The sequence below is a fragment of the Spirosoma knui genome, assembly GCF_054780635.1.
Genome location: NZ_BAAGVY010000002.1, coordinates 482265 through 495490, shown reverse-complemented (window position 1 = coordinate 495490; position 13226 = coordinate 482265). Strand labels below are relative to the sequence as shown.

The following is a 13226-nucleotide window of genomic DNA, read 5'->3' as shown; positions in this document are numbered from 1 at the left end:
CCGATGGGAACAGCGACCCGAAAATGACGGTTATGTCAGTGTATGACAACACAACCATACACTGACATACCGTTACGTGAACTCGAAGCCCTTCGCCAGCAACCCCACCTGGTTCTTGTGGACGTACGGGACGAATGGGAATTTGATGAGTTCAATCTGGGGGGGTTAAACATTCCCTTGCCCGACATTCGGGCTCGTAAGGACGAGTTGCTGCCGTACGAGTCCATTGTGGTAATGTGTACAAATGGCGTCCGCAGTCGGGTAGCGGCAAAAGATCTGTTACGTCAGCCCGAATTCCGCGACAAAGTCATTTACCACATACAGGGCGGCATCATCGAAGCCGAAGACTAGCTAGGTTACGATCGTAAATCCTGGCTTGGCTGCTTGCTTTTCAAGGTTCGGCAAGTCAATCTGTAGAATATCGTGTACGTTTACCCGAATCAGTTGGCTGAGTTGATTCAAAGGCAAATCATTACGTTCAAAACCGAAAGGCTCCTCAATTTCTTCCCCGATCATTTCGAGGCCGACCAGAATATACGACGTTAGCAGCACAGCCGGGATAGTTAAATAACCGTATACTTCGATGACTGTAAACGGCAGCACCCCCACGTACAGCATAATAAACAGCTTGATAAACAGATTGTACGAAAATGGGATCGGCGTACTCTTGATGCGTTCGCAGATACCGGCGATATCGATTAAGCTACCCAGGTATCGATTCAAGTTGATATGCTGCGAGTTGGATAGAACACCTTGCCGATACAATTCCTCGCTTCGTATCCAGAGCTGGCTCGACACCCCCGACGGTTTGTGATCGAAGTTAGCGAGACTCCGCCGTTCTCCTTCTTCAATCATGTCAAGCTCATCCGTTCCGGACTGATCACGGAGGTGATTTTTCAACGCAAACGGGAAATTAGAAATCGTTTTTGCAAAAAAGAGCCGATTGTCCTTGTCATCGACTGGCAGAACGGCATTGTAAAAGATGGCTAGATTTCGGGTATTGTTTACGAGCATTCCCCATGCCTGCCGTCCTTCGTAAAAACGGTCGTAAGCGGTGTTGGTGCGAAAGAGGAGCAGCAAACTCAGCAGAATACCCATCGCTCCCAGAAAAGCGGTCGGCGTATCTTTCAGCCGCAGGTCCTGATACCTAAGTTCAATGATGGTAATAATGACAACGTAGACAAACACAACCAGCAACCGGCGTAGTAATGAAATCGCCGTAGGGCCCGTATGAAAATGCCAGATGGCCGGTAACCAATCTTTCGACTTATAAATAATCATCCGTTGAGTGAGTGAATAAGAGATTTCTGTTAGGACGAACTACCTATTCAGCTAAATAGTTACTTCCCCGCCAAACACATAGGCAGCGGGCCCAATGAGGTATACGTCGGTGAAACCGCCGGTTTGCTGAGAGGTAAACGCGACCTGTAAATTCCCGCCCATCGTCCGAATCGACACAGGACTTAGCAGGCCGAGTTGCTGGCAGGCCACTAAAGCAGCCGCTGTTACCCCTGTACCGCACGAGTACGTTTCGTCTTCAACCCCACGCTCATACGTCCTGACAAACAACGTATTGTCACCAACGACCTGAACGAAGTTGACGTTTGTGCCTCCCGGCTGAAACGCACTGCTGTACCGGATGGCTCGCCCTTCGGCAACGACGTCGAGCGACTCCAGATCATCGACAAACCGAACGACATGGGGTGATCCGGTATTCAGAAAGGTCAGGCCGTTGCGCTCTTCAATGCCCGTTACGTCGCTCATTTTCAACGATACGCCTTGTTCATTAACTTCCGCTACGTGCTCACCGTCTACAGCGATAAAGCGTGTGTGTGTGTCGAAAATTCCCAGGTCGTGGGCAAACCGAACAATGCAGCGACCGCCGTTTCCGCACATGCTCCCTTCGGCACCATCGGCATTAAAATACACCATCCGAAAATCGTAATTCGGGTCCGTTTGCAGCAAAATCAGCCCATCGGCCCCAATGCCGAACCGACGGTGACAGAGCTGTTCAACCAGCCGCTGATCTGTAGCCGGAAATTCGCCGGTCCGGTCATCAATTAAAACAAAATCGTTTCCGGTGCCCTGGTATTTTGAGAAGTTCATCGTAAAAAAGTTGTAAAGCCATAAAGTTACAGCATTGTAAAGTTCTTCCAGTTGAGCTACGAGCGCCAGCAACTATACAACTCTTCGACTTTACAACTTTATAACTAATAAAAAAAGCCGCCTTTACAGACAGCTTTTGGAAGATGGGTGCTTGAGAGCAATTAAGCAGCTACTGCCTTTGGCTTACGCTCTTTCAGGCGGGCAGCCTTACCCTGACGACCGCGCAGGAAGAACAAGCGTGCACGGCGAACTTTGCCTAAACGGACAACCTCAACCTTGTCAACATTGGGCGACAGCAACGGGAAGATCCGTTCTACACCAACGCCATTCGATACTTTACGAACGGTGAACGTTTCGCCACCGCTGCTTGGGTTCCGGCGTTGAATAACCGTACCCGTAAAAATCTGAATACGCTCCTTATTTCCTTCGCGGATTTTGACGTGTACGTTCACCGTATCGCCCGCCCGGAACGTGGGCATCTCGGCGCGACGCTGCGCGTTGTCTGCCTCCACTAATTTGATTAACTCGCTCATGACCGTATATAAATCGCCAGATAACTATTTGCGAAATGAGCCGCAAAGATAGTAAATTTTTAGCGGGGAGAAAATACTTTTGTAAAATTACACTAGGTGACGACACCCAATTTATGAAGATACTGAACGTTGATCAGATCCGCGCACTCGATCAATTTACCATTCAGCATGAGCCTATTGCTCCTATCAACCTTATGGAGCGAGCAGCGCTGTCGTTCGTTGACTGGTTTGTTGATCGCTTCCCCAACACCACCTCTACGAAGGTTTTCTGCGGGCTGGGAAACAACGGGGGCGATGGCCTGGCCATTGCCCGGCTGCTGCTGGAACGGGCGTATCCGATCGAAGTCCACGTAGTGCGTTACGCTCCCCGCGAGTCCAACGACTTCATGCACAACCATCGTCGCCTGAAACTCGTTACCGAACGACTCAACTACATCGAAGATCCGCGTGACGTACCCGCCATTCGGCACAACGAGGTGGTGATCGATGCCATTCTAGGTTCCGGTTTATCGCGCCCAACCGAAGGCATTGTGAAAAGTGTTATTGAGAGTATAAACCGGGCTCCGGCTACGGTTGTCTCGGTCGATATTGCGAGTGGTCTGTATGCCGACCAGCCTAATCAGCAGGATGACGTCATTATTGAGCCCGATCATACCGTTACGTTTCAATTGCCTAAGCTGGCCTTTATGCTGCCTAAAAATGGTCGTTACGTCGGTAATTGGCACGTAGTGACGATTGGCTTGTCGAAACGCTACATCGATACTGCGCCAACGCCTTATTTTTACACGCAGCCGCGAGAAGCCCGTCTACTGCTTCGCACCCGCGATCGATTTTCTAATAAAGGCTCCTTTGGTCATGCCTTGCTGCTGGCGGGAAGTTACGGAAAAATGGGAGCGGCCGTGCTGGCCGCCAAAGCCTGCCTACGGGCCGGGGCGGGCCTGTTGAGTGTTCAGGTGCCACGTTGTGGCTACGACGTGCTGCAAACTGCGGTTCCCGAAGCCATGTGCCGCCCCGACCGGCATCCGAACTTTCTGACGGGACGAACCGAAATCGATGTTCCCGATTTTACAACGTATTCGGCCATAGGTATAGGCCCCGGTATTGGTAAAGCCCCGGAGACGCTGACCTTACTACGTGAACTCTTGCCGAGCCTGACGAAACCAGTAGTCGTAGATGCGGACGCCTTGAATTTGCTTTCTGAAAATCGGGATTTGCTCAGCCTATTACCCAAAAACAGCATCCTTACTCCCCACCCGAAAGAGTTTGAACGACTCACGCAAAGCTGGGAAAACGATTATGAAAAGTTAACGATGCTGCGCGACTTCGCCCAGCGCTATCAAGTAGTGGTTGTCCTGAAAGGAGCCCACACTGCCGTAGCAACTCCCGGTGGCGAAGTTCATTTCAACTCAACGGGTAATCCCGGCTTAAGCACGGGCGGCACGGGCGACGTCCTGACTGGCATCCTGACGGCCCTTCTGGCTCAGGGATACGATCCAGTGGAAGCTGCCGTATTGGGCGTCTTTGCGCATGGACTGGCTGGAGACCGCGTAGCTAAACAGCGGGGGCAGATTGGTATGATTGCTTCTGATGTTATTGGCGCGTTACGTTGGGAGTAGCTGTGGATTTTGGGCGACAGCAGTGTAGAAACATCACCACACTATTCCACAGATAGAGTAGATAGCTATATAGAATTATATAGGGACTAGACAGGATATAGCGAATATTAGATTCGTAAAGTTAGTTGTAACAAGCCGTTAACTTAATACATATCTGTAACTCATGTGCGCGGCTGAATGCGGTCTAAAATTTGTGTATGGGATAGTACCTCATTCCAACACATACTATGAAGCATACAGCACAAAGAGATTGGCGGGTTAACCGGAGTTCACGTAGAACCCGGGTATCCATTGACCAAACGACCGCCCTGGGCGGCCTGACAATAGGCTTGTTCACCTATATCATCTATCACTTCATTTACCCATTGATCTCTAAAGGATTATTATGGTAGTCTTTTTTTCAGTATATAAAAGCCCCGTTGAAGCATCTTCAACGGGGCTTTTTGTTTTCATACCGATGCTGACTTACTTCATGAGCTGATACGTAACAAAGGCAGAACCATAAGCCAGTATCATCATATACGCGAGTTGCACAGCAGGCCATTTCCAGCTTTTCGTCTCGCGCTGGGTAGCCGCTAACGTGCTCATGCACATCATTGCGAAAACATAAAAAATTAATAGCGAAAAAGCTACCGCCGGTGTGTACATAGCCTGGCCGGTCTCCGGATTTTTCTCCTGGCGGAGCCGCTCCCGAATGGTTGTCCCCGCGTCATCATCACCACCACCAATGCTGTAGATTGTCGACATCGTACCGACAAATACTTCGCGGGCCGCAAACGAACTGAGCAGGGCAACGCCAATCTTCCAGTCGTATCCGAGCGGCCGAATGCTCGGCTCAATAAAATGGCCAAACCGACCCGCGTAAGACGCTTCGAGCCGTTGCGAGGCAATCTGATTGTCGAGATCATCGGCGGCTATGCCTGTCTGCTGTCGTACGCGGGCTTCGGCTTCGTCCATTGAGTTTCCAGGACCATAGCTGGCCAGCACCCACAGAACGATTGAAATCGCCAGAATAACCCGGCCGGCCTCCCAGACAAACGAGCGAACGCTATCCCATACCGTCAGACCCACGTGGTTCCAGCGCGGCAGTTTGAACGTAGGCAGTTCCATAATGAAGAAACCGCGTTCTTTGGTACGTAACAGTTGTTTCAGGACGTAGGCAGCAACCAGGGCACTTACCAGGCCTAGCAAGTATAAGCCCATTAATACGATACCCTGCAGGTTGAAAATTCCCAGCAGAGGCCTATTCGGCACCACCAGCGCGATCAGAATGGTATAGATCGGCAAGCGGGCCGAACAGCTCATGAGGGGCGTCACCAGGATTGTGATAAGCCGGTCGCGCCGGGTGCCAATGCTCCGCGTCGCCATGATGGCTGGAACGGCACAGGCCACACCCGAAATGAGCGGAACAACGCTTCGGCCGTTCAGGCCAAACTTGCGCATGATCCGGTCCATGATGACCATTACCCTCGACATGTATCCCGATTCTTCGAGCAGCGCAATCAGGAAAAACAGAAAAGCAATCTGCGGAATAAATACGAGTATCCCTCCGATACCGGCCAGTACGCCATCCGTCAACAGATCCGTAAGTGGCCCATCTGGTAAACGTGTTTTCAACTCACCGTTCAGCCAGGCAACGCCCGTATCGATCGCATCCATGAACGGCTGCGCCCAGGCGAAAATGGCCTGAAAGATCAGAACCAGAATAAACCCAAAGATGGCATAGCCCCAGATGGGGTGTAGCAGCAACCGATCGAGCTTCTGGCTCCAGGTAGGTTGGTTAACCGGGCGGTTGTCGGCTACGGCTTCCGCCACAATGGACGCAATACGTTTGTAGCGGGTTATGGTTTCGCCCGCCTGAAACGGCGTTTCGCTAAACTGATGCTGATCAATGAGCTTATCCAGACCCACCTGCTGCGAACGGTTCAGAAACGTAAAGCCGTCGTGCTGAATGACGTATTGAAGCGCCAGATAGTTATTGTCCAGTTCGTATTGCTGCCGGGTGTCTTCGATGAGGGCGGACGCTTCTTCGGCGGGATCAAAAAATAACTTGCCAGGTAAGGTTGGCTCCCTCATCTGACCCAAGACGGCCTTCCTGACTTGATCAACCCCCTCGCCGGTTCGGGCATTGATCCGCACGACCGGAACGCCCAAGCGCATGGCCAGCCGCACACTGTTCACTTCTTTCGACTGCTGCCGGGCAACATCCAGCATATTCAAAGCCAGTACGGTCGGAAGACCCAAATCAGTGACCTGCGTGAACAAGAGCAGATTACGGTGCAAATTCGAAGCATCTACCACCACCACCACCACGTCAGGATAGTCAGGATGGGCCGGATTGGCCAGAATGTCGGTGACGAGTTGCTCGTCTAACGACTTTGGATAGATTGAGTATACACCGGGCAAGTCAACGACGGTGGCCGTGATGTTAGCATCAATGGGCCACGTTCCTGATTTTTTGTCAACCGTAACGCCTGGGAAATTACCGGTTTTTTGCCGTAGCCCCGTCAGTTGGTTAAACAGCGAGGACTTACCAGCGTTTGGGTTACCGATAAGAGCAATTATAGGGGAACTCAAGTTAGTATTCGGTTTACAGCGGGGTACGGAGCCCTTCGGTCTTCGGCGACCCTACGCACTGCGACCGCACGGCCTGATGCAGCGCCACCTAATCAACTAATATGGTAGCCGCTTCAGACCTACGCATCGCCAGGCAGTAGCCTGATACATTCAGACAGATCGGATCACCCAGCGGAGCTTTGCTTTGCAGGCATACTTCTGCACCCGGTAAACACCCCATTTCGAGTAGCTTGAGCGACAGTAATTGATCATTGAACGATTGAATGATCGCTCGTTCTCCAATTTTCAGGTCAGCTACACTGCGTTTACTCATGATCTGGATTACCGTAGTGACACGGTCGCCTTATTTAGATTCAGTTTAATTAACGCAAGATTACAACGGAAAGTTTGTCGATGCAAGGGCTGCCCTAAAAAAGACGGAGCATCCATGTATCAGCAAAGCAGACCGTCAGTAAAGCCTCGAGGATATTCTGCACAATACGTTAAAACGTATCTGTCAGCCCGTTGATCCGGGGATGCCTAGAAATACAGCTTCCCCAAATCCCAGCCGAAACGTAAGATGGTTGCCGTAATGACCAGTAAAAAGAACACCCGGATAAACCGGTTACCTTTCAGTATCGCTAATCGGGCGCCCAGAAATGAACCGGATAAATTAGCAATGGCCATTGGCAAAGCCACTGTATACAGAATAACGCCTTGCTTGGCGAAGAAAAGAACACTGGCCAGATTGGTTGCTGCGTTGACTAGTTTGGCGTGGGCACTCGCTTTCAGAAAGTCGAACCCAATCAGGGCGATAAACCCCAATACCAGAAAGCTACCGGTTCCCGGTCCAAAAAAACCGTCGTAAAAACCAATGGCGGCTCCCATTGCCCACATTCGGACACGCTGCTGTTGAGCCGTTACAACCCGGTGGGTCACTTGACCAAAATCCTTTTTTGCCAGAGTATACACGAACACGGCGATCAGGATGGCCAGGGCTAGTGGTTTCATAAAACTGTTCGGTACACGCGTCAGCGTCCACGACCCGAGCCAGGAAGCACCGAACGCAATCCCCATCATTGGGCCAATAAAGCGCCCCGCTACCGCTACCCGCCGACCGTACTGAAAAGCGCCCATTAGGCTACCCGCCAGCGACGGAATCTTCGTGGTGCCGATCAGGGTAGGAACCGGATACTGCGGCAACGTAAAGAGCATGGCGGGCGTCTGAATCAGGCCGCCCCCACCAATAATCGCATCAATAAAACCGGCAACAAACGCGAATGCACAGAGGAGAATAACAGAATACGTCATGCAAGTAAACGGCCTTTTCCCGGCAAAGGCCCTAACTGAATGCGCAAATAGCAGACTTTTCTTTTTACCATCGGCATTGCGCTGTAAATTTGCAGAATTAGAAGACGAAGCATGGCAGAATCGGTACGGCAATTGAGCGCATTGATGCGTAAAGAATTCCTCCTCGAATGGCGGCAACGCTACGCGCTGAATGGAATGCTGCTGTATATCGTCGGCGCTGTGTTCGTCTGTTATTTGAGTTTCAACGCCCGGCGGGGTCAGCTCACGCCGATTGTCTGGAACACGTTATTTTGGATTATTTTGTTGTTTACGGCGATCAACGCCATTGCAAAAAGCTTTGTGCAGGAACGGGCTGGGCGTCAGTTGTATTACTATACGCTCACGAGTCCGCAGCAAATTATTTTGTCGAAAATCCTGTACAATACCGCACTGATGCTGGTGCTGGCGTTGTTAGGATTTAGCGTGTATGCGTTTGTGCTGGGTAATCCGGTGGAAGATGTTGGGCTTTACCTGGTGACGTTGATACTGGGCGCTATTGGCTTTGCAGCTTCGCTCACGCTGGTGTCGGGCATTGCCAGTAAAGCCGAAAATCCGGCGACGTTGATGGCAGTCCTGAGCTTCCCAATTATTCTGCCGCTCTTGCTGATGTTATTGAAGATTTCGAAGAACGCGCTGGATGGCCTGGATCGGAGTACGAGCTGGGACGAGATTGGAATTGTGCTGGCTATCGACGCGATTGTCGTGACGCTGTCGTGGCTCTTGTTTCCGTTTTTGTGGCGGAGCTAATTATTGTTTGTCTATTTGATTGGTTGGCGATTAGACTTTACCACCATAAAAACAATCGAACAGATGAACAACAAAACTATTTAAACCATGAAAATCAACTGGTGGAAGGCCCTCGCGGTCGTAATTCTCACATACGTAGTGCTTCAGGGGTTGCTGGGTGTCGTACCGCGCCAGCCTATCCTGAACGAAAGCATCCGGAACGTCTATTTTCACGTTCCGCTTTGGTTCGGGATGATTGCCTTGCTGCTCACCTCAGCGGTATATTCAATTCGTTACCTACGTAACGGTCGTTTTGACGATGATCTGGTGGCCGTTGAGTTTGCGAACACGGCGATTCTGTATGGCCTTCTCGGCTGTGCCACGGGGTCGCTTTGGGCAAACTTCACCTGGGGCGAGCCCTGGCCCAACGATCCGAAACTCAACAGCGTAGCCGTGGGGATGCTCATGTACTTTGCATACCTCATCCTACGCGGTTCGTTCGATGATGAGCAACGCAGAGCCCGCATCTCGGCGGTCTACAATATCTTTGCATTTGCCGTTTTCGTGCCCCTGATTTTCATCGTTCCGCGCCTGACTGACTCCTTACACCCCGGCAATGGCGGCAACCCAGCCTTTGGCAAATATGACATGGATAACCACATGCGGATGGTGTTCTATCCAGCAATAATTGGTTTTATCCTGCTGGGCGTCTGGATTACTCAACTGCGCGTACGGTTACGTCGGATAAAAGCGGTTTTAGACGAGTAAGATTCCGGTTCTGAACCGGGAATGATTCAAGTCAATTTTACGTTATTTTTACATCTATTTAGACGTCCATGCGACTCCCCTCCTCCATAAAAGCCCTCTTAGCGGCACTACTTCTCTTTAGCCAGCAGGTGTTGGCGCAACAACCGGTCAGCGACGGCGTTGAAATGGCCGACCAACTGCGGGCGGATGGTAAAATCTGGGTTGTGGTAGCGGTTATTGCCGCGGTGTTTGCGGGCATCATTGTCTATCTGATCCGGCTCGACCGTCAGATTGGTAAGCTGGAAAAAGAGGTTAACCAAAAGAATACTACCAGTTCTGTTCGATTATAAACGCCTATGAAACTCTCTCATATTTTCGGCATCATCGTTATCGCACTCGCTATCGGCATCATCGTCGCCACGGCGGGCGACGCCAGCTCGTATGTTACGTTCAAACAGGCGTCGGAACTCGCCCAGGACGGTGACGATAAACTGATTCACGTAGTAGGAAAGGTCAAGAAAAACGAGCAGGGTCAGATTGTCGATATGCTTTATAACCCACAGATCGACCCCAACCATTTTGAATTTACCCTGGTCGATAATGACAACCGGTCACAGAAAGTCGTGTACAACAGTCCCAAGCCGCAGGATTTTGATCGGTCGGAGCAGATTGTCGTGATCGGTGCCATGCAGGGCGATCACTTCCAGTGCAACAAAATTCTGCTTAAGTGTCCATCAAAATACCAGGATGGCAAGCTTGAAACCACTGAACACGAAGCAAAAACCGCCAAGTTATAAAAGAGCGAAGCAGTGGATGAATTGCTCATTCACTCATTCATTCTTTCACTCTTTTTAATTTATGATACATACCACAGTAGGACAACTTGGTCACTTCTTCGTTATTCTGTCGTTCGTTACGGCATTAGTAGCGACGGTGGCGTATTTCATATCAGCCCTAGGCCGACGTTACGTCGGCCAGGCAATCGTCGTTGAAGAACCTCAACTTGCCTATGCGGGCGAGGAAAACCCGAATGGTGCATCGTTCGGCGGCAAGACGGCTAAACGAACGGCTGGCCCCAAAAAAACAGACACGAACAATACCCTGACTGACGTCGACGACTGGCGTAAGCTGGCTCGCTGGGCGTTCTACATCCATGGGGCCGCTATCGCTGGCGTGGTCGCTTCGTTGTTCTACATCATTTACAATCACTACTTCGAGTATCATTACGCCTGGAGTCACTCGTCGCGTGCTTTACCGGTGCAGTACATGATCTCCTGTTTTTGGGAAGGTCAGGAAGGGTCGTTCCTGCTCTGGCTCTTCTGGAATGCCTTATTAGGCGTTATCCTGATTCGTACCAATGGTCGGCAGTGGGAAGCTCCGATGATGGCCGTTTTTGCCCTGGTGCAGGCCTTTCTGGCGTCAATGATTCTGGGGGTTGTCTTTGGTGATACGTTCAAGCTGGGCTCCTCGCCTTTCCTGCTGCTGAGCGAAGCTATGCCCGATGCGCCGATCTTTACGGCCGATCCGAATTTTGTTCCCAAAGACGGAAACGGGCTTAACCCCTTGCTTCAGAACTACTGGATGGTGATTCACCCGCCTACCCTGTTCCTCGGCTTTGCCCTCACGTTAGTTCCGTTTGCGTTCTGCATTGCCGGTCTATGGCGGAATCAGCCGCTGGCCTGGATTCGTCCTGCCTTACCCTGGACGCTTTTCGGAGCCATGATTCTGGGCATCGGTATTATGATGGGCGGGTACTGGGCCTACGAAACGCTTAACTTCGGCGGGTACTGGAACTGGGACCCCGTCGAAAACGCGGTGTACGTACCGTGGCTGGTTATGGTTGGTGCTCTGCACACGATGTTGATTGCCAAGCGCAGTTCAACCGGGTTGAAGACCGCCGTTATTCTGACCATCACTCAGTTTTTGCTCATCCTGTATTCGACCTTCCTGACCCGGAGCGGTATTCTGGGCAATGCTTCGGTTCACTCATTTACTGACCTTGGCTTGTCGGGGCAGTTGCTGGTGTATCTGCTCGTTTTTGTAGTGCTAGCTACGTTGCTGGCGATCCGCAAATGGAAGCACATCCCGAGCGATGAGCAGGAAGCGTCGGTATATACGAAAGAGTTCTGGCTATTCATAGGCGCAACGGTATTGTGTCTGGCTGCGTTTCAGGTCGTTGCCACTACGTCCATTCCGGTCTATAACAAAGTGCTGGAACTGTTCGGAAAAGTATCTAACCTGGCGCTTCCGGCCAACCAGATTGCGCACTACAACAAGTTTCAGGTTTGGTTTTTCGTGATCATTGCGGTGCTGACGGGCATTGGTCAGTTCATGTGGTGGCGGAAAATCGACAACAAAAAGTGGGATGCACTCATTACGCCCGGTATCATTACGTTGCTGATTAGCGCTGGCCTGATTGCCTACAATTCGATGAGCAATCCGGTGTATATGGCGCTGCTGGTGGCATCGGTGTTTGCGCTGGTCGCTAACGGTACCATCCTGCTCGGCATCATCCGGGGCAATTACCGCTTGTCGGGGGGAGCCATCGCGCACATCGGCATGGCGCTGATGCTCATTGGTATTCTGTACTCGTCGGGGTATTCGCGGGTGATCTCGCTCAATACGAGTGGGCTGATGATTTCTAACTCGGATGATTTCACCAAAGACGGTAATAAAGAGAATAAAGAGAACGTTCTGCTCTGGCTCAACCAGCCCGAACGGATGGACAACTACCAGGTTACATACCGGGGCCAGCGAATGGAGGTGCGGGGTGTGCCGGGTTACGTGTCACGCAACGACGTATCGGTAATTGAAGGTGATTTCCACGGCATTGCCCAGCGTGATATTGAACAAAACGGTAAGGTGTATTACAAAAAAGGCGATACGCTGGGACTGTACCCCGAGAACGTCCACTACGCCGTTGAATACCGTGAGCCGAATGGTCAGGTCTTTACGCTCTATCCCCGTATCCAGGTGAACAAGCGGATGGGTGTCGTATTGTCGCCCGATAGCCGCCACTCGATCCAGCGTGACATCTATACGTACATCGCTACTGCGCCAGACCCATCGGAAGAGAAGAAGTGGGAGAAAACCGAGACGTATTCTGTAGCCATCAAAGACACGTTCTTCCTGAATGATTACGTAGCCATTCTGGATGACGTTATCCGAACGAATGAAGTTGATGGTACGCAACTTGGGCCGAATGATGCGGCCGTAAAAGCGCAGGTGCGGGTACTCAGCAAGAACGGCGAGCAGGTTCTTAACCCGGTGTTTATCATCAAAGATCGGATGGTGGGGCGCCGGGCTGATACCAGCGACGAGTTGGGCATCCGGCTTCAACTCAACGAAATCAACCCACAAACGGGCCAGTTCGTGTTTGCCGTTAACCGGACGCAACGAGATTACATCGTGATGAAAGCGTACGAGAAACCGCTGATCAACGTACTTTGGATTGGTACGTTGGTCGTGATGCTGGGCTTTGCCATCTCAACCATTCGGCGCTACCGCGAGTTTAGTAAGATGCGGGACAAACAACTGGCCTAGTCAGTACTGAGCTGCTGATTCCATTGAGTCGGCGGAACACGATTAAGTC

Annotated in this window: 13 protein-coding genes; 7 read left to right on the top strand and 6 right to left on the bottom strand. The window is 51.2% G+C overall.

The genetic code is table 11. From position 1 onward, the window contains the following. Positions 1–42: 42 nt before the first annotated feature. Positions 43–351: a rhodanese-like domain-containing protein gene (locus ACYVIY_RS06765; protein ID WP_460975540.1), complete on the top strand. Its 309-nt coding sequence runs from the start codon at positions 43–45 to the stop codon at positions 349–351. Here the strand turns inward: ACYVIY_RS06765 and ACYVIY_RS06760 are convergent, their stop codons facing one another. From ACYVIY_RS06760 to rplS, 3 genes are all read right to left on the bottom strand, one after another. Further along, positions 352–1281 carry a bestrophin family protein gene (locus tag ACYVIY_RS06760; RefSeq protein WP_460975539.1) on the bottom strand — a complete coding sequence of 310 codons (930 nt, stop codon included), beginning with the start codon at positions 1279–1281 and terminating at the stop codon, positions 352–354. Positions 1282–1332: 51 nt separating this feature from the next. Then, on the bottom strand, positions 1333–2106 hold the full coding sequence (gene dapF / locus ACYVIY_RS06755) for a diaminopimelate epimerase (protein WP_460975538.1): 774 nt from the start codon (positions 2104–2106) through the stop codon (positions 1333–1335). Between the two features lie 161 nt (positions 2107–2267). Beyond that, complete coding sequence (rplS, locus tag ACYVIY_RS06750; protein ID WP_460975537.1) at positions 2268–2639, bottom strand: 50S ribosomal protein L19; 372 nt, start codon at positions 2637–2639, stop codon at positions 2268–2270. Positions 2640–2752: 113 nt separating this feature from the next. Between rplS and ACYVIY_RS06745 the strand changes: the two genes are divergently transcribed. Beyond that, complete coding sequence (locus tag ACYVIY_RS06745; RefSeq protein ID WP_460975536.1) at positions 2753–4255, top strand: NAD(P)H-hydrate dehydratase; 1503 nt, start codon at positions 2753–2755, stop codon at positions 4253–4255. A gap of 465 nt (positions 4256–4720) precedes the next feature. On the opposite strand, the gene feoB is transcribed toward ACYVIY_RS06745, so the two are convergent. From feoB to ACYVIY_RS06730, 3 genes are all read right to left on the bottom strand, one after another. Further along, entirely contained in the window at positions 4721–6832 is a 2112-nt protein-coding gene (feoB, locus tag ACYVIY_RS06740) for a ferrous iron transport protein B (RefSeq protein WP_460975535.1), read from the bottom strand. Positions 6833–6920: 88 nt separating this feature from the next. Then, positions 6921–7145 (bottom strand): FeoA family protein, encoded by a 225-nt coding sequence (locus ACYVIY_RS06735; protein ID WP_460975534.1) that lies wholly within the window; start codon positions 7143–7145, stop codon positions 6921–6923. A 206-nt stretch (positions 7146–7351) separates the two neighbouring features. Further along, positions 7352–8122 carry a sulfite exporter TauE/SafE family protein gene (locus ACYVIY_RS06730; RefSeq protein WP_460975533.1) on the bottom strand — a complete coding sequence of 257 codons (771 nt, stop codon included), beginning with the start codon at positions 8120–8122 and terminating at the stop codon, positions 7352–7354. A gap of 111 nt (positions 8123–8233) precedes the next feature. On the opposite strand from ACYVIY_RS06730, the gene ACYVIY_RS06725 reads away from it, so the two are divergent. The 5 genes from ACYVIY_RS06725 to ccsA (ACYVIY_RS06705) all read left to right on the top strand — a co-directional run bounded on the left by ACYVIY_RS06725 (position 8234) and on the right by ccsA (ACYVIY_RS06705) (position 13177). Beyond that, positions 8234–8908, top strand: a complete 675-nt coding sequence (locus ACYVIY_RS06725; RefSeq protein WP_460975532.1) for a heme exporter protein CcmB — start codon at positions 8234–8236, stop codon at positions 8906–8908. Positions 8909–8995: 87 nt separating this feature from the next. Further along, a complete protein-coding gene (gene ccsA, locus ACYVIY_RS06720; RefSeq protein ID WP_460975531.1) occupies positions 8996–9655 on the top strand; it encodes a cytochrome c biogenesis protein CcsA in 660 nt (219 codons plus the stop codon). A 68-nt stretch (positions 9656–9723) separates the two neighbouring features. Next, positions 9724–9984 carry a CcmD family protein gene (locus ACYVIY_RS06715; RefSeq protein WP_460975530.1) on the top strand — a complete coding sequence of 87 codons (261 nt, stop codon included), beginning with the start codon at positions 9724–9726 and terminating at the stop codon, positions 9982–9984. A 6-nt stretch (positions 9985–9990) separates the two neighbouring features. Beyond that, positions 9991–10431 carry a cytochrome c maturation protein CcmE domain-containing protein gene (locus ACYVIY_RS06710; RefSeq protein WP_460975529.1) on the top strand — a complete coding sequence of 147 codons (441 nt, stop codon included), beginning with the start codon at positions 9991–9993 and terminating at the stop codon, positions 10429–10431. 61 nt (positions 10432–10492) lie between these two features. After that, positions 10493–13177 (top strand): cytochrome c biogenesis protein CcsA, encoded by a 2685-nt coding sequence (ccsA, locus tag ACYVIY_RS06705; protein ID WP_460975528.1) that lies wholly within the window; start codon positions 10493–10495, stop codon positions 13175–13177. Positions 13178–13226: the final 49 nt, after the last annotated feature.